This window comes from Paraburkholderia sp. BR10954, from assembly GCF_040965775.1.
GTDB lineage: Bacteria > Pseudomonadota > Gammaproteobacteria > Burkholderiales > Burkholderiaceae > Paraburkholderia > Paraburkholderia youngii.
The window spans coordinates 129,089-147,655 of sequence record NZ_JBFRCK010000007.1 but is presented as its reverse complement, the minus strand read 5'-3'; the positions used below and the strand labels follow the sequence as shown (position 1 = coordinate 147,655).

Sequence of the window (18,567 nt, the reverse complement as noted above, 5' to 3'; positions counted from 1 at the left end):
TTGAATAACGGAACCCTATGAATTTCGCGCTGATTCTTTTTGTGCTCGTCGTTTTGACGGGTGTCGCATGGGTCGCGGACAAACTGGTTTTCCTGCCGAAACGGCGCCGCGAGGCAGAAGCAGCAGTCGCCGAATTCGATCGTCAGCAGGCGCGCATCGGCGAGCGTTTCGCCGATGAAAACGCCGCGCAAACCCGCGCGCGTTTGCGGGACGACAAGCTGCGTCAGCCGTGGTGGCTTGAATATACGGCGAGCTTTTTTCCGGTGATTCTGGTGGTGTTCGTCGTGCGCTCGTTCGTGGTCGAGCCGTTCAAGATCCCATCCGGCTCCATGGTGCCGACACTGCTGGTGGGCGACTTCATCCTCGTCAATAAATTCGAATACGGTCTTCGTTTGCCGATCACCAACACGAGGATCACGCAGGGCCGTCCGGTCCAGCGCGGCGACGTGGTGGTGTTCCGTTATCCGAAAGACGAATCGGTCGACTACATCAAGCGTGTGATTGGCCTGCCGGGCGATGTGGTCGAGTATCAGGACAAGAAGTTGACCGTCAACGGCAAGCCGGTGCCAGAAACGCCGCTGCCCGATTATCTCGACGAAGAGCGGCTCGGCTATGCGAAGCAGTTCCAGGAAGATATCGACGGCCGCAAGAACGCGATTCTGAATAATCCGGCGGTGCCGCCGTTCATCGTTGGTGCGGAAGACTTCCCCTATCGCGACAACTGCCAATACAACGCACGTGGCGTGATCTGCAAAGTGCCGCCGGGCAACTTCTTCATGATGGGCGATAACCGAGACAACAGCGCGGATAGCCGGTACTGGGGTTTTGCGCCTGAACGCAATATCGTCGGCCGCGCATTTTTCATCTGGATGAACTTCAGCGATCTGCGACGCATCGGCTCCTTCCAGTGAGTCGTGTGCATTGATCGCTTCGTGATCACTTCATGAGCGATCACGCGCCGCGCGAATAACCGGCACCGGTTATCTCGGTCGCGGCGTGTTGTCATGCTACTTTAAGAACTCGCGGTAACGTCGCTTCACCACGCTTTTTCCTCTGGCGCCCCGCCTTTCCGCCGGGTCAGGCGCCCGCGTTATACTCTGCCCATGCCTCTATCTCCGTTGGAAAGCCGTTTGCGCTATGAATTTCGCAATGCGGAATTGCTGCGCCAGGCTTTAACACACCGCAGTCACAGTTCCACGCACAACGAACGGCTCGAATTTCTCGGCGACTCCGTTCTGAATTGCGCGGTGGCTGCGCTTTTGTTCCAACGTTTCGGCAAACTCGACGAAGGCGATCTGTCGCGCGTGCGTGCCAATCTGGTCAAACAGCAGTCCCTTTACGAGATTGCTCAGGCACTCAATATCTCCGAGGGCCTGCGCCTCGGCGAGGGTGAACTGCGCAGCGGCGGCTTCCGCCGGCCGTCCATCCTCGCGGATACGCTCGAGGCGGTGCTCGGTGCGATATTTCTCGACGGCGGCTTCGACGCTGCGCAGACGGTCATCAAACGCCTCTACGTGCCAATCCTCGACCATATCGACCCGCGTACGCTCGGCAAGGACGCTAAGACGCTGCTGCAGGAGTATCTGCAGGGCCACAAGATTGCGTTGCCTACCTATACGGTCGTCGCCACCCATGGTGCGGCGCACAATCAGCAATTCGAAGTCGAATGCACGGTGCCAAAGCTCGACGTCAAGGTGTCCGGCTCGGGCGCGAGCCGTCGCGCGGCGGAGCAGGCGGCCGCAAAGAAAGCGCTCGACGAAGTAATGGCCGCGGCGCCTGCCGTAGTTGCGAAGCCGAAACGTTCGAAAAGCGCGCGCGCCGCGAAAAACGCCGAGCAGGACATCGTGCCGGGTGTGACCGGCGTGCAGGCCGCACTGGATTTACGCACACCGGATCGCAAGAGCGCGCGCGGCGAAGGGCGGGCGCCTGCTGCGGTTGAAGCCCACGCCGACAAGTCTGCCGTGGAAAAGTCAGCGGTTGAAAGGCCTGCAGCCGAGCGTGCAGCGCCGGGCGCCGCCGGTGCGCCGTTGGCCGTCATCCGTGCCGCGCATGTGGAGTACAGCGGACATGACAAGCCGGAGCGCGCCGAGAAGTCCGAAAAGGCGGAGAGAGCCGACAAGGTTTCGGTGCACTCAGGCGAGAAACCTGTCGACAAGCCGGCCGAAAAACACTCAGCGGACAAAACCCCCGACGTCAAAGCCGACGCGCCGTCACACGCGCGCAGCGCAGAGCGTCAGCGTAACCGCGAAGCCGCGCCGGGCACTACCTCATCGAGCGTTTCCGCCGCGCCCGCGTCGGTTGTCTCGGCGGCCCCGGCGGCACCTGCCGAACACGAACCCGGCGTCGCCGGCGCGGTGCAAACGCGCGTCGCCGATGCGGGCCATTGATTGCCATCGGCGTGCGCGTCGCGCGCGCCGACCTGAACCTGCCGTAGTCCGAATATGAACGCTCCCACTCCCACTGGTTTTCGCTGCGGCATGGTCGCGATCGTCGGCCGCCCGAACGTCGGCAAGTCCACGCTGATGAACGCGCTGGTCGGCCAGAAAGTCAGCATCACGTCGCGCAAGGCGCAGACCACGCGCCATCGCATCACCGGTATCAACACGCTCGAAGACGCCCAGTACATCTTCGTCGACACGCCCGGTTTCCAGACCAGGCACAGCGGCGCGCTGAACCGCTCGCTGAATCGCGCCGTCACGTCGACGCTGACCTCGGTCGATGCGATCCTGTTCGTCATCGAAGCAGGCCGCTTCGGCCCCGACGACCAGAAGGTACTCGACCTGATCCCTGCGAAGGTGCCGACGTTGCTGATCGCGAACAAGCTCGATCGCGTGTCGGATAAAGACTCGCTGTTCCCGTTCATGCAGCAGATGAGCACGCTGCGCGAGTTCAACGAGATCGTGCCGCTGTCGGCGAAAAATACCGACGACATCAAGCGTCTGATGGCGACCATCAAGCCGTTCCTGCCGGAAGGCGAGCCGATCTACGGCGAGGACGACCTGACCGATCGCAGCGAGCGCTTCCTTGCGGCCGAAATCCTGCGCGAGAAAGTCTTCCGCTGGACCGGCGACGAACTGCCGTACACCAGCACCGTGCTGATCGACAAGTTCGAAACCGAAGGGCGACTGCGCCGTATCTTCGCGACGATTCTCGTCGATCGCGACATGCACAAGGCGATGATCATCGGCCAGAAGGGCGCGAAGCTGAAGCAGATCAGCACCGAGGCGCGCCTCGACATGGCGAAGCTGTTCGACGGGCCGGTGTATCTCGAGACCTTCGTCAAGGTGAAGAGCGGCTGGGCCGACAACGAAGCCGGGCTTCGTGCGTATGGGTACGAATGACGCGTGGATGACGCTCAATTCAGACGAAGCTCCGCACCAACCGGAGCACGAGCCGTCGCGGCCCGCGCGTAGCGCGAGGAAGTCGTCGGCTCAGGCAAAAGGCGCGAAAAGCGCGAATAGCGCGCCCGCCGACGATGGCGAGCCGCGCAAAGCGCAAGCGCGTCGCGCGCCGCGCACCTCCACATCCGAATACCGGATCACCGAGCAGCCCGCGTTCGTGCTGCATAGCTACCCGTATCGCGAGACCAGCCTGATCATCGACGTGCTGTCGCGCGATCACGGTCGTCTCGCGCTCGTCGCGAAGGGCGCAAAGCGCCCGCACTCCGCGTTGCGCGGCGTGCTGCAAACGTTCCAGCCTTTGTCGCTCGCATGGTCGGGCAAATCTGAAATGCGCACGCTGACCGGCGCCGAGTGGGTCGGCGGCATGCTGCCGCTGACCGGCGATGCGCTGCTGTGCGGTTTCTATGTCAACGAACTGCTGGTGCGCTTCTGTGCGCGCGAAGACCCGCATCCGCAGTTGTTCCATCACTACGTCGTCACGCTGACGCGTCTTGCGCACGATGAGCCGCCCGTGCAGGTGCTGCGCTCGTTCGAGCGCGTGCTGCTGCGCGAGACCGGCTACGCGATGGCGCTCGACCGCACGGTCGCGCGCAAGGCCGTGCTCGCCGACGGCCGCTACGTGTTCGATCCCGAGCGCGGCGTGCGCGAGGCATCGGACGAATGGCCCGCGCAGTGGCCGGTGGTATCGGGACAAACCTTGCTCGATATGGAAAAGGACGATTACCATCGAGCGCAGACCGTCGCGCAGAGCAAAACGCTGATGCGCTTCCTGCTCAACACCTATCTCGGCGGCGCGCCGCTTGCTACCCGCCAGATCCTGATCGACCTGCAGAACTTATGAGCTTCTTCCTGACTTCGCCGACCGTGATCGACCTCGGCGTGAATATCGACCACGTTGCCACGCTGCGCAACGCGCGTGGCACGTCCTATCCCGATCCGATCCGCGCCGCGCTGATGGCCGAAGAAGCCGGCGCCGATGCGATCACGCTGCACCTGCGCGAAGATCGCCGGCATATCGTCGACGCCGACGTGCACAAGCTGCGTCCGCTGCTGAAAACGCGTATGAATCTCGAATGCGCGGTCACGGCCGAAATGCTCGACATCGCGTGCGAAGTGCAGCCGCACGACGTGTGCCTCGTGCCGGAAAAGCGCGCGGAGCTGACGACCGAAGGCGGTCTCGACGTCGCCGGCCAATTCGAGGCGGTGCGCGCCGCATGCAAGCAACTGGCGGATGCCAACTCGCGCGTGTCGCTGTTCATCGATCCCGACGAAACGCAGATTCGCGCCGCGCACGAAGCCGGCGCACCGGTGATCGAGCTGCACACCGGGCGTTACGCGGAAGCGCACGTTCCCGCCGAACAGCAGCGCGAATACGAGCGCATCGTGCGCGCGGTCGAATTCGGCACGACGCTCGGCCTCAAGGTGAACGCGGGCCACGGCCTGCACTACACGAACGTGCAGCAGATCGCGGCTATCGACGGCATCGTCGAACTCAACATCGGCCATGCGATCGTCGCGCACGCGATCTTCGCGGGCTGGGATAACGCGGTGCGCGAGATGAAGGCGATCATGGTCGCCGCGCGTCTCGGCGCGCGCGCGTAATCCAACCTCGCGACGGACGCACGCATGGCAATCTACGGAATCGGCACCGACATCGTTCAGGTCAGCCGTGTCGCAGCGGTGATGACTCGCACCAATGGCCGTTTCGCTGAGAAGGTGCTCGGTCCCGACGAACTTCGCGTCTACCACGCGCGTCAGGCCCGTTCGGCGGCGCGCGGTCTCGCGTTTCTCGCGACACGTTTTTCGGCGAAAGAGGCGTTCTCGAAGGCAATCGGCCTCGGCATGCACTGGCCGATGAGCTGGCGCGCGTTGCAGACGCTGAACCGGCCGAGCGGCGAGCCGATGGTGGTCGCCTCCGGCGAGCTGGCCGACTGGCTCGACGCGCGCGGCATCACGGCGCGCGTGACGATCAGCGACGAGCGTGATTACGCGGTGTCGTTCGTGATCGCCGAGACGCAGCGGCCCGACGAGACGGAAGGTTCGTTTGCCGCGCCGGCGTCGCGGGCTTCGTCCGCACACTCCGCCACCGAATAAAAACGTTGAACGCGGCCGCTGACAGTCGCGTTTGTCTTTGCGTCAGACTCTTTTCCAGCGGAATTCGATGAAAACCACACCCGGACCGGTGATGCTCGACGTGGTCGGCAAAACGCTGAACCGCGATGACAAAAGGCGTCTCGCGCACCCGATGACCGGCGGCGTGATCCTGTTCGCGCGCCATTATGAGAGCCGCACGCAACTGGTCGCGCTGACCGATGCGATCCGCGCGATTCGCCCGGATCTGCTGATCGCGGTCGATCACGAAGGCGGCCGCGTGCAGCGCTTTCGTACCGACGGCTTCACGGTGCTGCCGTCGATGGGCAAGCTCGGCGCGTTGTGGGACGAGGACGTGCTGCACGCGACGAAGGTGACGACCGCGGTCGGCTACGTCCTCGCCGCGGAATTGCGCGCATGCGGTGTCGACATGAGCTTCACGCCAGTGCTCGACCTCGACTATGGGCACTCGCAGGTGATCGGCGATCGCGCGTTCCATCGCGATCCGCGCGTGGTCGCGCTGCTCGCGAAGAGCCTCAATCACGGTCTCGCGCTCGCCGGCATGAGCAACTGCGGCAAGCATTTTCCGGGGCACGGATTCGCGCAGGCCGATTCGCACGTCGCGATGCCCGTCGACGAACGCCCGCTCGACGAGATCCTCGGCAACGACGTCGCGCCGTACGACTGGCTCGGTCTGTCGCTTGGCGCGGTGCTGCCCGCGCACGTCGTCTATCCGGCGGTCGATGCGAAACCGGCCGGCTTCTCGCGCATCTGGTTGCAGGACATCCTGCGCGGCAAGCTCGGCTTCGAAGGCGCGATCTTCAGCGACGATCTATCGATGGAAGCCGCGCGCCAGGGCGGCACGCTGACCGAAGGCGCGCAAGCCGCGCTGAAGGCCGGCTGCGACATGGTGCTGATCTGCAACCAGCCGGACGAAGCGGAGAAGGTGCTCGACGCACTGCGTGCCACGCCGTCGAAAGAATCGCTGCGGCGGCTGAAGCGCATGCGGCCGCGCGGCAAGGCGCTCACGTGGAGCAAGCTGATGGCCGAGCCACGGTACGCCGAAGCGCAGAAGCTGGTTCGCAGTACGTTTGCATAAATGGCAATGGCGCCTTGAAGCCATTCAAGGCGCCATTTTTTTATCAGCTCCGACTGGCTCGAACCGCCGTCGAGCATTCGCTCAGTTCAAGCGCATGCGCTGCAGCTTGTTGTAGAGCGTCTTCGGGCTGATTCCCAGCAACGACGCTGCGCGATGCCGCGTGCCGCCGACCGCATCGAGCGTCGCTCGAATCAGCATTTCTTCGACATCCGCGAGCGGCGTGCCGACCGTCACCTGAACGCGGCTGCCGTTCAGCTCGCGGCCGTTGGCCGTGCCGGCTTCGTCGGCGCGCAACGATTCGATCACGTCGCCGGATGCCTGATAGGCGCGCCGCACGCGTTCCTGCAGCTCGCGCACGTTGCCCGGCCAGTCGTACGCAAGGCATTCGCGCAGGAAGTTCGGCCCGGCCTGCTTCGCGACCTCGGGCGTGCCGCGCGCGGTCGCTTCCACATTCAGTTCGTCGACGACTGCCTGCGCGATCAGCACCGGATCTTCGCCGCGCTCGCGCAGCGGCGGCAGGTTGACCGCGGCGGCTTCGAGACGCAGCGCGAGGTCCTGATGCAGCGAGCCGTCCGCGACCGCCGCGCGCGGCGGTTTGCGCGTCGACGCGATCAGTCGGAAGTCGGTCACGATCTGGTTGCTACCGCCCACGCGCATAAAGGTCTGCGAATCGAGCGCGCGCAACAGCGCTTCCTGCTGCGCGCGCGGCAGCTCGGTGATTTCGTTGATGAACAGCGTGCCGCCGCTCGCCTGTTCGAAGAGGCCTGGCTCGCGCTGCTCGGCGCCGCCGAATGCGCCGCGTTCGTGGCCGAACAGCACGCTGTCGAGCGAGCGATTGAGGCCGCCGGCGGCCGCGCCGCGGCAATCGAAGGTGACGAATGGGCCTTTGCGACGGCGGCTCATGTCGTGCAGCGTGTGCGCGGCGATCTCCTTGCCGGTGCCGGCTTCGCCGGAGATCAGCACCGCCGCTTCGGTCGGTGCAAGCCGCTCGATCGTGTCGTACACGTGCTGAATCGTGCTGCTGCGGCCGAGCATCGAACCGAAGCGTCCCAGTTGACGCAGCGATGCGCGCAGCGCCTGGACCTCCTCGGTCAGTTCATAAGGCCGCGGAATGCGCGCGAGCAGGCTGCGCAGACGCGGGATGTTGACCGGCTTCAGCAGATAGTCCCAGATACCGTGCCGCAAGCCCTCGATCGCACTCTCGACGGTCGCATTGCCGGTCATCACGATCACCGGAAGCGCGCCGCCTGGCGGATGCGCGGGCAGATGCTGCAACAGATCGAGTCCGCTGCCATCCGGCAGATTCAGGTCGACGAGCACGACGTCCGGAATGAAGCGCGTCAATGCGCCGCGCGCCTCGGCGAGCGTAGTCGCGGTGTCGACTGAAAAGCCGTCGGCGGCGAGGATTGCCGACAGCCCGGACAGGCTATTGGGATCGTCTTCAACAATCAGGGCGTGTGGCATGGCGAGCGCAATTTTATGAATGGGTTGAATGCCCGGCGCGCCGCCAACGCTGATGGCGCGCACCGCGGGCTCCTGGGGGCTCGATGACAGGGCTAAACGAACGGTCCTTGTACGGTGAAAAAACGACAGCCGCCGGCACTGCGTCTTGAGCGGCGCGGGCCGGCGCCTGTAGTTCCTTCACTGCTCCTGTCAGAAATCCCGGTTGCTATCGAAAAACCGGCGCACTTCGAGTTCCGCCTGTTCACGGGTTTTGCCATAGCGTTCCTGAATCAGACCGGCGAGCTTGTCGGCCCGGCCTTCGGCCTTGGTCAACTCGTCGTCGGTCAGTTCGCCCCATGCGGCCTTCGCCTTGCCGACCATCTGTTTCCATTTACCTTCAGCAATGTCGTTGTTCATGGTGGCTCTCCCAAGGAAGAAATTGAGCGGTACTCGCGTAACTCTCTCCACCTAGCAGGGATCGTGCCAAAAAGCTTGGATGAAATGGATCAAGGGCCTGCCGCGCGCGCGACGCGAATTCAGAATGTCGCGATGGCAATTTTGAGAAATTTGCCGGTAAAGTTTTCCTAAACCATACACGGCGCGACGGAAAAGAAAAAGCGCCCAAAAATTGAGCGCTCTGGGTGCAGGCCGGCAGGGCGCCGGCGCTGGCGGGGTGACGCAGGCCGCCGTTTAGGCGCGGCTGCGGTACTCGTGCGTACGGGTGTCGATTTCGATCTTGTCGCCGATGTTGCAGAAGAGCGGCACTTGCAGCTCGAAGCCGGTGTTCAGCTTGGCGTTCTTCAGGACCTTGCCCGACGACGTGTCGCCCTTGACTGCCGGTTCCGTGTAGATGATTTCGCGAACCAGCGTGGTCGGCAGTTCGACTGAGATGGCCTTCTCGTTGTAGAACACGACTTCGCAAGCCATGCCGTCTTCGAGGTAGTTCATCGCGTCGCCCATCATTTCGGCTTCGACCTCGTACTGGTTGTAGTCGGCGTCCATGAACACGTACATCGGGTCGGCGAAGTACGAGTAGGTCACTTCCTTGCGCTCGAGCACGACGACGTCGAACTTGTCGTCCGCCTTGTACACGGTTTCCATGCCTGCGCCGGTCAGCAGGTTCTTGAACTTCATTTTTACGACGGCGGAGTTACGGCCCGATTTGTTGTATTCGGCCTTTTGCACGACCATTGCGTCTGCGCCGATCATCACGACGTTGCCGGTGCGGAGTTCCTGTGCGGTCTTCATAAAACTGTCCTGTACGAGATAGATAGCTTAACTGTTGCTCAACGGCATAGGTGCCAAGCGGCTTTGGCGTTTCGCCCACCGCCTGCCGCGCGCAGCGACCGCAGCCCGGATGCGTGAAACGGGACCGGCTCACGGCGAAAATCGCGGCGTGATGCCCCGGCGGTTCCACCTGTCCGTTACCTGAGTTTTTACCCTGTTCGGGCGTGTACACGAGTGGCGCCGATCTGCAACACGCCCAAACATACGTCCCTTTTTTGACATTCGCGTGCCCGACCAGGAGATTGGGACACGTGCTGTGTTTTTCGAGGGGACCGGTCAGACGGGCTGACCATGGGGTTGTTGCTCGAATCGGGCCGCGCTTGCGTCGTCGGCCGTTGGATAACCGCTTATTTTAACTGAGTTTTTGCGAACGAGGTCAGATTTCCGGCGAGATCGCCGACTTGCGCGAGTTCGACCGCCCAGGCGGCGGCGCGCCGCTTAAGCGCCGGGTAGTGGCGCTGGAATTCCGCCCAGTCCGGCTGACCCGCGCCGTTCCACGCGTGCCAGAAACGCCCGAGCGCGGCGCGGGCGTCCCTGGACAGCGTGCGCGTGTAGTGCGCGAGCGCGGCGTCGAGCTTTGGCAGATGGGCGTCGTCGGCCTGCGGATAGATGTGCCAGACGAACGGCTTGGCGGCCCACTGCGCGCGCACGAACGAGTCCTCGCCGCGGACGAAATTGATGTCGCTCGCCCATAGCAGTGCGTCGTAGCCCGGCTGTTCGGTGAAGGCGAGTGCGTGCGCGCTGAGGTTGCCGCGCGTCGCATGGGTGCCCGCCGCAAACGACGGTAGGCCGAAAAAACGCGCGAGCGCGCCGGAAATGCGACCTTCGGGCACCAGCAGCACGATCGGGCTTGCGCTGTCGTGCCATTGTTCGAGCAGACTGTCGACGGCCGGGTTTTCGTATGCGAACAGCGAAACGACGGTCGCGTCGGGGGGCGGCGGCGCGAGGCCCGTGACGTTGCGCCACCAGGCGGTGCGCGCGGCCGGCGAGCCTTCGAACGCGGCGCGCGCCGCGTCGAGATCGCGCTCCTTCAAGACGCCACCGGTGCCGGGGCCGAGGCCGGGAAAAAAGAAGATCTTGCTGAGCGCGTAGCGCGGATGCGGCGACGGCCGCAAATGAAAATCGGCGATCCAGTCCTCGGCGCTCAGATATTCGAGGTTGAACCACAGCGGCGCGCGCGCACGCTCGGCCATCGCCGTGATATAGACGGGAGGCAGTTCGCAGCCGAACGCCTCGATCACGACGTCGGCGACTTCGAGCGTGTCGCCCGCATGGGACGGCTCGTGCCAATGCTCGATGACAATGCCGTCGAGCGTTTGCCGCGCACGCTCGAGCACGAGCGACGGGCACAGCTTCTTGAACGCATGCAGATCGTCGACGAACACGCGCACCTGCCAGCCATGCTCGTGCGCGAGTTGGCGCGCGAGGCGCCAGCACACGCCGATGTCGCCGAAATTGTCGATGACCGCGCAGAAGATATCGCAGGCGATCGGGTTGGCAGGGGCGGCGGGTGATCCGGAAGCGGGTGCGACGGAGGACATGGCGGCTCGGCTGGCTCGGTGACTCCGGCGACGCGGAGCGGGTTCGAACGAACGCGGAATGTTCTAAACTGGCGATTCTAAAGCCTCGCTCGCGATCGCGCGCGCCGTTTGTCCGCCACGCGGGCCGCATGGCGCGACGCGCGACACGACCCGCGGTGCATGGTGCCGGGCACCCGCCGGCGCAGTCGGCGCAATCGGTGCAATCGGTGCAATCGGTGCAAGCGGCGAGACAGCGCGAGACAGACCCACCCCCAATCGATCCCGCATGACCGAACCCGAAGCAACCCACGCCCCCGACACCTTCGAGCCGAAAAAAGTGCTCGGCCAACTGCCGCATCTGCCCGGCGTTTACCGCTATTACGACATGAGCGGCGTGGTGCTCTACGTCGGCAAGGCGCGCGATCTGAAGAAGCGCGTATCGAGCTATTTCACGAAGACGCAGCTGTCGCCGCGTATCGCGATGATGGTCACGCGCATCGCGCGCATCGAGACGACGGTTACGCGTTCCGAGGCCGAGGCGCTGCTGCTCGAAAACAACCTGATCAAGGCTCTCACCCCGCGGTACAACATCCTGTTTCGCGACGACAAGTCGTATCCGTATCTGAAGCTGACCGGCCACAAGTTTCCGCGCATGGCCTATTACCGCGGCTCGGTCGATCGCAAGAACCAGTACTTCGGTCCGTTCCCGAGCGCGTGGGCGGTGCGCGAGAGCATCCAGATCCTGCAGCGCGTGTTCCAGTTGCGCACCTGCGAGGACTCGGTGTTCAACAACCGGACGCGGCCGTGTCTGCTGCATCAGATCGGCCGCTGCACGGCGCCGTGCGTTGCGAATATCAGCGAAGAGGACTACGCGCGCGACGTCGCCAACGCGTCGCGCTTTCTGCTCGGCCGCCAGGGCGAGGTGATGAAAGAGCTCGAGCAGAAGATGCACGCGTTCGCGAGCGAGCTGAAGTTCGAACAGGCCGCGGCGGTGCGCAACCAGATGAGCTCGCTGTCGACGGTGCTGCATCAACAGGCGATAGAAGTCGGCAGCGATAGCGACGTCGACATTCTCGCCGTGGTCGCGCTGGGCGGCCGCGTGTGCGTGAATCTCGCGATGGTGCGCGGCGGGCGGCATCTCGGCGACAAGGCGTACTTTCCCGCGCACGTGGAGAGCGCGTTGACGGCGGAAGAAGGCGGGCTCGAAGAAGATGGCGATCAGGACGATGCTTCGGCGGGTGGGCAAGCGGTCGCGCCGTCGGCCGCAGCGGCGAGGGCCACGGCCGATGCGCTCGCGATCGCGCAGGACATGCCATCGGAAGACGACGACACCGATGGTAGTGACGAAGAAGCGCTCGACGAGGCTACCGAAGCGACCGCGGACGCCATCAGCGACGAAGGCACGGACGAAGGCGCCGACGGGAACCCAGAATCCGGCCCGGCGGCGAAGGGGCGCAAAGGCCGCGCGCCCGGCGGCGTCGAATCCGAAGTGCTCGAAGCGTTCATCGCGCAGCATTACCTCGGCAATCGCGTGCCGCCGGTGCTGGTGGTCAGCCACGCGCCGGCGCGCGAACTCGTCGACGTGCTGATCGAGCAGGCGGGCCACAAGGTGAGCGTGCTGCGTCAACCGCAGGGACAGCGGCGCGCGTGGCTCGCGATGGCCGAGCAGAACGCGCGGCTCGCGCTCGCGCGGCTGCTCTCCGAGCAGGGCTCGCAGCAGGCGCGCACGCGCGCGCTGACCGACACGCTCGGCATGGAGTGCGACGACCTCGCGCATCTGCGCATCGAATGCTTCGACATCAGCCACACGATGGGCGAGGCGACGCAGGCGTCGTGCGTCGTCTATCACCACCATAAGATGCAGTCGTCCGAGTATCGCCGCTACAACATCACCGGCATCACGCCCGGCGACGATTACGCGGCGATGCGCCAGGTGCTCACGCGCCGCTACGAGAAGATGGTCGCGCAAGCCGCCGCGAACGCGAGCGACGAAGCCGCCGAATCGCAAAGCGACGCGGCCGCCGATCCGTCGCTCGCCGCCGATGCCGCCGAGCCGGCCGCGGCCGGCGGCGTGCTGCCGACCATCGTGCTGATCGACGGCGGCAAGGGGCAGGTGGAGATCGCGCGGCAGGTGTTCACCGAGTTGGGGCTCGATACCGGCATGCTGGTCGGTGTCGCGAAGGGCGAGGGGCGCAAGGTCGGTCTCGAGACGCTGATTTTCGCCGACGGCCGTGCGCCGCTCGAACTCGGCAAGGAAAGCGCCGCGCTGATGCTGGTCGCGCAGATCCGCGACGAAGCGCACCGCTTCGCGATCACCGGCATGCGCGCCAAACGCGGCAAGACACGCCAGACCTCGCGGCTCGAAGAACTCGAGGGCGTGGGGGCCAAGCGGCGTCAACGCCTGCTCGCCCGGTTTGGCGGCTTGCGCGGTGTGGTGGCGGCGAGCGTCGAGGATCTCGCGAGCGTTGAAGGTATTTCGCAGGCGCTCGCCGAGCAGATCTACCGGCAACTGCATTGAATCGACGAGCCGCGCCGCGCTGTTATCGGCACGATGGCTCGCTGGAGCTGACGCATCGCGCTGCGCAAGCGCCGGGTCCGCACCCGTGCCAGGCGCAGCCCGCTTGCCGCTTCCGCGCGGCCATGCCCGGGCCGCTTGCTTGTGGCAGGCCTTGTGACACGGCACAATTGCAACTCACTTGTCAGACGCTGCGCCTGCCCCCATGCCGTTTAATTTCCCGATATTCCTGACCTGGCTGCGGATCGTGCTGATTCCGCTCGTCGTCGGTGTGTACTATTTACCTGACATGATGATGAGTCCAGTGCACCGCAATCTCGCGGCCGCGACGATCTTCATCCTGGCGGCGCTCACCGACTGGTTCGACGGCTTTCTGGCCCGCAAATGGAATCAGACCTCGGCCTTCGGCGCGTTTCTCGATCCGGTCGCGGATAAGCTGATGGTCACTGCGGCGCTGCTCGTGCTCGTGCAGCTCGCGCGGATCGATTCGGCGATCGCGCTCGTGATCGTCGGACGCGAAATTGCGATCTCGGCGCTGCGCGAATGGATGGCGCAGATCGGCGCATCGAAGAGCGTTGCTGTGAACTCGCTCGGCAAGTTCAAGACCGCTTGCCAGATGGTCGCGATTCCGATGCTGCTGTTCTATGGTCCGCTGCCACTCGGCGGCGGCGTGACGGTCGACACACGGGTGTGGGGCCTGTGGCTGATCTATCTGGCCGCGTTCCTGACGATCTGGTCGATGCTTTACTACATGAAGCTCGCGTGGCCGCAGATTCGCGAGCGCGGTGGTGTCGCGTGATGGCGTGAACAAAAGGAGCGCGCGGACGCAAAAGTGTGTTCGAACGCTTCGCTACTACGAGCGAAACATTTCTTTAAAACAGATGGGCCAAAAGGGGTTGACACGTTTCAGTCGTTTCTCCATAATCTCGTTTCTCCGATGCACGCAACGCGAAACACCGGAGACGCATTTAAAGCAGTAGCAGTAAATGCAGTACGACGCGGGAATAGCTCAGTTGGTAGAGCGCAACCTTGCCAAGGTTGAGGTCGCGAGTTCGAGCCTCGTTTCCCGCTCCAGTTTTCGAAGCATCGCGTTGTTTGGCGAAGTAAAAAACGCAGCGCGGTGTGAAGCAGTTCAATGCGGGAGTAGCTCAGTTGGTAGAGCGCAACCTTGCCAAGGTTGAGGTCGCGAGTTCGAGCCTCGTCTCCCGCTCCATACATCAGGGGAAGCAACGCTTCCCTTTTTGTTTGGAAGGCCGGTCGTTCTGAACTTTCCAGAGCTTCGGTTCTTCTGGTGACCACCAGATAAATCTGCGAACCGGTGTCTAGGTTCCAGTCCGCTTGCGGCGCGATAGCAAAGCGGTTATGCAGCGGCCTGCAAAGCCGTTTAGGCCGGTTCGACTCCGGCTCGCGCCTCCAGTCTTTGATGTAAAACAAAAGCCCCGACTTGTCGGGGCTTTTGTTTTTTCTATTCCTCTTTCGCCAGATTTTGTCGACCGTCATCAGCGATGTGAGCGGACCGGTCGATCCCATCGCGCGCTGTAAACGTTGCTTCGAATCAATCAGAAATGGAGCGCGGATTTGATCGACGGCAGGGCAGCGTTGTTCTGGACGTAACACCACCGCATTTTTCGGTGTATCGCTATTACCGCGTTTGACTCCGGCTCACACATGAGCAGCGCATTCTGATTAATGGCGTGTCCGGCTCGCGGAGAAGGACAAAGCACGTCGGCGCGCCGCATCCGGAACGGACGATAGAATCACGGCACCGTCATCGCCCGCTCTCATTGAAGCCGCATGTATTTCCAGCTCACCGGCACGCAGGTCCGCTTGCTCGGCTCGATGCATCTGTTTCCCGTGACGAGCCGTCGAACGCCGCCATGGATCGCCGAGGCCAATGACTGGGCTGACGCGCTCGTATTCGAGTCCGATCCAGCGACGATCCTGCCGTTTCTCAAAGCCGACGCACACCCCGCTGCCGCACAACTGCGGCCCTTGATGCGCGATGAAGCCTGGACGCAACTGCAGGCGCTATGGCCAACCGATGATCTGCTCGCGCCGCTTGAAACACTGCGCCCGTGGGCCGCGCTGATCGTCGCGCCGACGCTGCTGCAGCAGGTTGTCGAGGGTGTCGAGCCGCGCATGTTGCGCTCGGCGCTCGCACAGGCGAAGCCGTATCGCTATCTCGAGTCCGCACAGGACGTCGCTGTCACGCTCGAATCGATTCCGCTCGAAGCGATTGCCCCCGCGCTCGACATGCTGATGGCCGATCGTGGCGAGCCGCAGCGCACGCTCGAACGGATGCACGCGGCGTGGCTGGACGGCGATCTGCAAGCGATACAGCAAATCGCCGTCGAATCACCGATGTTCAATCTGCCCGGCATCCGTCAGGCGATCCTCGACGTGCGCAATCGCGCATGGGCCGCGCGGCTGAACGAATTGCTGGACGTGCGCGAGCGCACGCTGGTGGTCGTCGGCGCGCTGCATCTGTGCGGTCCCGACAATCTGCTCGACTGTCTCGCGCGACCCCTGCAAGCAGTGTTCTGAGCGCGTGCGCGGATTTCGCGACTGCACACGGCCGTGTCGACCGCCCGGACGACTGGCCGTTTCCTCAATTCCACGCGCCGGAATGCCGCTATACACTAATCCTTACCCCTCAGAACATCCGACACCCGCCGACCTCACTCCATGCTCGTTCCTCCGATCCCCAGCAATGAAAGCGCCCGTCTCGACGGATTGCACGCACTGCATATTCTCGACACGGCGCCGGAAGAGCGCTTTGATCGCCTGACCCGCCTCGCGCGGCGGCTATTCGGTGTGCCGATCGCCGTCGTCAGTCTCGTCGATGCGAACCGGCAGTGGTTCAAATCGTGCATCGGCCTGGAGGAGAGCGAGACCTCGCGCGACGTGTCGTTTTGCGCGCACGCCATTCTCGGCGACGATATTTTCATGGTGCCCGACACGCTCGCCGATCCGCGCTTCAACGACAATCCGTTCGTCACCGACGAACCGCACATCCGCTTCTACGCAGGCTGCCCGCTGCAGGTTGCGAACGGCGGCAAGGTCGGCACGCTGTGCCTGCTCGACACGAAGCCGCGCATGCTCGATGACGAAGATCGCGCGTTGCTGCGCGACCTCGCGCGCATGGCCGAACAGGAACTCGCCGCGATCCAGCTGGCCACGCTCGACGACCTCACGCTGCTGTCGAACCGACGCGGTTTCGAAGTGCTCGCACAACACGCGCTGAACGTTTGTCGGCGCATGGATAAGCCGGCGTCGCTGCTGTTCTTCGATCTGAACGACTTCAAGCAGATCAACGACACGCTCGGACACGCCGAGGGCGACCGCGCGCTGCAAGCCTTCGCCGAGGTGCTACGCGCTGCGCTGCGCGAAAGCGACCTGATCGGGCGGCTCGGCGGCGACGAGTTCGTCGCGCTGCTGACCGGCGCCAGCAACGCGGAGACGCATGAAGTGACGCAGCGTCTCGAGCACCTGCTCGACCAGCGCAATGCCGAGTTGCTGCGCGGCTATCAGATCCACTTCAGCGTCGGCCAGGTGACGTACGAGCCGACGCGCCACGGCACGGTCGCCGAACTGCTCGCCGCGGCCGATGCGGCGATGTATAGCCACAAGCAGGCGTCGAAGGCGCGCTCGGCACAACGGCACTGACGGGCGCCCGACCCGCGGCCAATCTCCAGCCGACTCGCGCGATGGCCCAACACAGGCACGCGCGGCATAATTGCGGATCGTTGCCCGCGCTGTCGCGCATTGACCTGAAAGCTACCGATGACTGATTTGCAGCACACCGCCGCCGCGCGGCTCGCCCAACTCGAATGGCGCTGGAAGCCGTTCGCGGACCTCACGAGCGTCGAAGTCTATGAGATGCTGGCCGCCCGCAGCGCGGTGTTCGTCGTCGAACAGAACTGCGTGTATGGCGATATCGATGGGCTCGATGTCGAAGCCTGGCATCTGCTCGCGTATGGCACCGGCGGCGACGCGGCGCTGCCGCCGTTGGCCGGCTATTTGCGCGTGTTGTTGCCCGATGCGACGGATGCCGACGTACGCATCGGCCGGGTGTTGACCACCGCGTCGTTTCGCGGCATCGGTCTCGGCAATACGATGCTCGAACGCTCGCTCGCGCATATTCGTGCGCAGTGGCCCGATACGCCGATCCGTCTGCACGCGCAGGCGCATCTGCAAGGCTTTTACGGTGCGTTCGGCTTCGAGCCGGTCTCGGAGATTCACGACGAAGACGGCATCCCGCATGTGTGGATGCGCTCGCCCTGAACGCGAGCGGGTCAGCGAGGCCCGTTCGCGGTCGTCGACGCGGCATGCGCGAGCCCGTGCGCCGCTTTCGCACGCCGCTCGGCGCGCAGGCGTCCGCGCGCCGACAGCCGCATCCAGTGACGCAGCGCGATCAGCGCGCCGACCACGCTCATCATCGAACCCGGAATCCATAGCAGGAGCCCGCCGATCTGCTGATCGCGGATCGGGCTCAGCCATGTGAACGCGCGGCCGCAGATCGAATAGATCGGATACAGCTCGTGCGGCGTAAAGAAGATGAACGCGCCGAGGATGATCTGCGGCGGAATCGCCGCAATGACGACGAGCACGCGCTTGCCCGGCGACAGACGCGCGGGCGGCGCCGGACGCGGATCGAGCACGAGCCACCAGAACAGCAGGCCGTCGATCGCCATGCTCCAGTTCATCACGCGATAGATCCGCCAGTCGAGCATCGCGATGAAATGGATCGGCGACAGCAGCCAGAAATAGATCAGCCCGACGAACAGCGTGACCGCCACGACCGGGTGCATGACCACGTCGAGCGCCCCGCGCACGAGCGGAGTTTGCAGCGCGGGCCGCACGAAGCGCTGTCGCCAGCGCAATGGAATGCCCGCGCGCAACGCCGCGCCTGGATACGACAGCGCAATGAAGAACGGCCCGAGATGATGCAGCACCAGATGCTGCAATCGATGCATGAAGAACTCATGCTCAAAGAAATAATCGAGCCGTGTATGCAGCACGACATACAGCGCGACCAGCCCGAACCAGAAAGACAGACGCCGCGCGAACGACAGCCGCGCCTTGCGCGCGCCGCGCACGAACAGGATCGCGGCAATCAGCAACGCGATCACGACGGTCGGCGAAAATTCCCAGGGATCGAGCCAGTAGAGCAGGTTCATGGCGATGGCGTGTGCGGTCGCGGCGGCCCGT

17 protein-coding genes and 3 tRNA genes are annotated in these 18,567 nt (G+C 64.0%); 15 read left to right on the top strand and 5 right to left on the bottom strand.

Annotated elements, in window-relative coordinates; translation table 11 throughout:
- The first annotated feature begins 17 nt into the window (after positions 1 to 17).
- The 7 genes from lepB (at position 18) to nagZ (ending at position 6,591) form a co-directional block, all read left to right on the top strand.
- Positions 18 to 911 carry a signal peptidase I gene (gene lepB, locus AB4Y34_RS13350; protein ID WP_013090047.1) on the top strand — a complete coding sequence of 298 codons (894 nt, stop codon included), beginning with the start codon at positions 18 to 20 and terminating at the stop codon, positions 909 to 911.
- Between the two features lie 192 nt (positions 912 to 1,103).
- On the top strand, positions 1,104 to 2,387 hold the full coding sequence (gene rnc, locus AB4Y34_RS13345) for a ribonuclease III (RefSeq protein ID WP_368716279.1): 1,284 nt from the start codon (positions 1,104 to 1,106) through the stop codon (positions 2,385 to 2,387).
- 54 nt (positions 2,388 to 2,441) lie between these two features.
- The gene (gene era / locus AB4Y34_RS13340; protein ID WP_176380353.1) at positions 2,442 to 3,341 is read left to right on the top strand and encodes a GTPase Era; all 900 of its coding nucleotides are present in this window, start codon (positions 2,442 to 2,444) and stop codon (positions 3,339 to 3,341) included.
- On the top strand, positions 3,328 to 4,242 hold the full coding sequence (recO, locus tag AB4Y34_RS13335; RefSeq protein ID WP_368716278.1) for a DNA repair protein RecO: 915 nt from the start codon (positions 3,328 to 3,330) through the stop codon (positions 4,240 to 4,242). The genes era and recO overlap by 14 nt, the downstream gene beginning before the upstream one ends.
- Positions 4,239 to 5,003: a pyridoxine 5'-phosphate synthase gene (gene pdxJ, locus AB4Y34_RS13330; RefSeq protein WP_176380355.1), complete on the top strand. Its 765-nt coding sequence runs from the start codon at positions 4,239 to 4,241 to the stop codon at positions 5,001 to 5,003. The genes recO and pdxJ overlap by 4 nt, the downstream gene beginning before the upstream one ends.
- A 24-nt stretch (positions 5,004 to 5,027) precedes the next feature.
- Positions 5,028 to 5,495, top strand: a complete 468-nt coding sequence (acpS, locus tag AB4Y34_RS13325) for a holo-ACP synthase (protein WP_176124164.1) — start codon at positions 5,028 to 5,030, stop codon at positions 5,493 to 5,495.
- 67 nt (positions 5,496 to 5,562) lie between these two features.
- Positions 5,563 to 6,591 carry a beta-N-acetylhexosaminidase gene (gene nagZ, locus AB4Y34_RS13320; protein WP_368716277.1) on the top strand — a complete coding sequence of 343 codons (1,029 nt, stop codon included), beginning with the start codon at positions 5,563 to 5,565 and terminating at the stop codon, positions 6,589 to 6,591.
- Positions 6,592 to 6,672: 81 nt separating this feature from the next.
- On the opposite strand, the gene AB4Y34_RS13315 is transcribed toward nagZ, so the two are convergent.
- The 4 genes from AB4Y34_RS13315 to earP all read right to left on the bottom strand — a co-directional run bounded on the left by AB4Y34_RS13315 (position 6,673) and on the right by earP (position 10,862).
- Entirely contained in the window at positions 6,673 to 8,055 is a 1,383-nt protein-coding gene (locus AB4Y34_RS13315; protein WP_368716276.1) for a sigma-54-dependent transcriptional regulator, read from the bottom strand.
- Between the two features lie 189 nt (positions 8,056 to 8,244).
- Positions 8,245 to 8,451 (bottom strand): CsbD family protein, encoded by a 207-nt coding sequence (locus AB4Y34_RS13310; RefSeq protein WP_176105468.1) that lies wholly within the window; start codon positions 8,449 to 8,451, stop codon positions 8,245 to 8,247.
- A gap of 273 nt (positions 8,452 to 8,724) precedes the next feature.
- The gene (gene efp / locus AB4Y34_RS13305) at positions 8,725 to 9,282 is read right to left on the bottom strand and encodes an elongation factor P (RefSeq protein WP_176105469.1); all 558 of its coding nucleotides are present in this window, start codon (positions 9,280 to 9,282) and stop codon (positions 8,725 to 8,727) included.
- Between the two features lie 386 nt (positions 9,283 to 9,668).
- Entirely contained in the window at positions 9,669 to 10,862 is a 1,194-nt protein-coding gene (gene earP, locus AB4Y34_RS13300; RefSeq protein WP_368716275.1) for an elongation factor P maturation arginine rhamnosyltransferase EarP, read from the bottom strand.
- Between the two features lie 265 nt (positions 10,863 to 11,127).
- Here earP and uvrC point away from each other — a divergent pair, with 265 nt between their 5' ends.
- From uvrC to AB4Y34_RS13260, 8 genes are all read left to right on the top strand, one after another.
- Positions 11,128 to 13,359, top strand: a complete 2,232-nt coding sequence (gene uvrC / locus AB4Y34_RS13295) for an excinuclease ABC subunit UvrC (RefSeq protein ID WP_368716274.1) — start codon at positions 11,128 to 11,130, stop codon at positions 13,357 to 13,359.
- 202 nt (positions 13,360 to 13,561) lie between these two features.
- Complete coding sequence (gene pgsA / locus AB4Y34_RS13290; RefSeq protein ID WP_176380360.1) at positions 13,562 to 14,155, top strand: CDP-diacylglycerol--glycerol-3-phosphate 3-phosphatidyltransferase; 594 nt, start codon at positions 13,562 to 13,564, stop codon at positions 14,153 to 14,155.
- 199 nt (positions 14,156 to 14,354) lie between these two features.
- A tRNA-Gly gene (locus AB4Y34_RS13285) sits at positions 14,355 to 14,430 on the top strand.
- Between the two features lie 63 nt (positions 14,431 to 14,493).
- A tRNA-Gly gene (locus AB4Y34_RS13280) sits at positions 14,494 to 14,569 on the top strand.
- Positions 14,570 to 14,698: 129 nt separating this feature from the next.
- Positions 14,699 to 14,772, top strand: a tRNA-Cys gene (locus AB4Y34_RS13275).
- Positions 14,773 to 15,150: 378 nt separating this feature from the next.
- Positions 15,151 to 15,900: a TraB/GumN family protein gene (locus AB4Y34_RS13270; protein ID WP_368716273.1), complete on the top strand. Its 750-nt coding sequence runs from the start codon at positions 15,151 to 15,153 to the stop codon at positions 15,898 to 15,900.
- Positions 15,901 to 16,041: 141 nt separating this feature from the next.
- Complete coding sequence (locus AB4Y34_RS13265) at positions 16,042 to 17,022, top strand: sensor domain-containing diguanylate cyclase (protein WP_368716272.1); 981 nt, start codon at positions 16,042 to 16,044, stop codon at positions 17,020 to 17,022.
- Positions 17,023 to 17,139: 117 nt separating this feature from the next.
- Positions 17,140 to 17,640, top strand: coding sequence for a GNAT family N-acetyltransferase (locus AB4Y34_RS13260; protein WP_176105475.1), 501 nt, complete (start codon positions 17,140 to 17,142; stop codon positions 17,638 to 17,640).
- An 11-nt stretch (positions 17,641 to 17,651) separates the two neighbouring features.
- Here AB4Y34_RS13260 and AB4Y34_RS13255 read toward each other — a convergent pair whose 3' ends face one another.
- Positions 17,652 to 18,536 carry a cytochrome c oxidase assembly protein gene (locus AB4Y34_RS13255; protein ID WP_368716271.1) on the bottom strand — a complete coding sequence of 295 codons (885 nt, stop codon included), beginning with the start codon at positions 18,534 to 18,536 and terminating at the stop codon, positions 17,652 to 17,654.
- Positions 18,537 to 18,567: the final 31 nt, after the last annotated feature.

Excerpts from the sequence above, each read along its gene's own strand:
- lepB (WP_013090047.1), top strand. The coding sequence starts at position 18 with ATGAATTTCGCGCTGATTCTTTTTGTGCTCGTCGTTTTGACGGGTGTC.
- rnc (WP_368716279.1), top strand. The coding sequence starts at position 1,104 with ATGCCTCTATCTCCGTTGGAAAGCCGTTTGCGCTATGAATTTCGCAAT.
- era (WP_176380353.1), top strand. The coding sequence starts at position 2,442 with ATGAACGCTCCCACTCCCACTGGTTTTCGCTGCGGCATGGTCGCGATC.
- recO (WP_368716278.1), top strand. The coding sequence starts at position 3,328 with ATGGGTACGAATGACGCGTGGATGACGCTCAATTCAGACGAAGCTCCG.
- pdxJ (WP_176380355.1), top strand. The coding sequence starts at position 4,239 with ATGAGCTTCTTCCTGACTTCGCCGACCGTGATCGACCTCGGCGTGAAT.
- acpS (WP_176124164.1), top strand. The coding sequence starts at position 5,028 with ATGGCAATCTACGGAATCGGCACCGACATCGTTCAGGTCAGCCGTGTC.
- nagZ (WP_368716277.1), top strand. The coding sequence starts at position 5,563 with ATGAAAACCACACCCGGACCGGTGATGCTCGACGTGGTCGGCAAAACG.
- AB4Y34_RS13315 (WP_368716276.1), bottom strand. The coding sequence starts at position 8,055 with ATGCCACACGCCCTGATTGTTGAAGACGATCCCAATAGCCTGTCCGGG.
- AB4Y34_RS13310 (WP_176105468.1), bottom strand. The coding sequence starts at position 8,451 with ATGAACAACGACATTGCTGAAGGTAAATGGAAACAGATGGTCGGCAAG.
- efp (WP_176105469.1), bottom strand. The coding sequence starts at position 9,282 with ATGAAGACCGCACAGGAACTCCGCACCGGCAACGTCGTGATGATCGGC.
- earP (WP_368716275.1), bottom strand. The coding sequence starts at position 10,862 with ATGTCCTCCGTCGCACCCGCTTCCGGATCACCCGCCGCCCCTGCCAAC.
- uvrC (WP_368716274.1), top strand. The coding sequence starts at position 11,128 with ATGACCGAACCCGAAGCAACCCACGCCCCCGACACCTTCGAGCCGAAA.
- pgsA (WP_176380360.1), top strand. The coding sequence starts at position 13,562 with ATGCCGTTTAATTTCCCGATATTCCTGACCTGGCTGCGGATCGTGCTG.
- AB4Y34_RS13270 (WP_368716273.1), top strand. The coding sequence starts at position 15,151 with ATGTATTTCCAGCTCACCGGCACGCAGGTCCGCTTGCTCGGCTCGATG.
- AB4Y34_RS13265 (WP_368716272.1), top strand. The coding sequence starts at position 16,042 with ATGCTCGTTCCTCCGATCCCCAGCAATGAAAGCGCCCGTCTCGACGGA.
- AB4Y34_RS13260 (WP_176105475.1), top strand. The coding sequence starts at position 17,140 with ATGACTGATTTGCAGCACACCGCCGCCGCGCGGCTCGCCCAACTCGAA.
- AB4Y34_RS13255 (WP_368716271.1), bottom strand. The coding sequence starts at position 18,536 with ATGAACCTGCTCTACTGGCTCGATCCCTGGGAATTTTCGCCGACCGTC.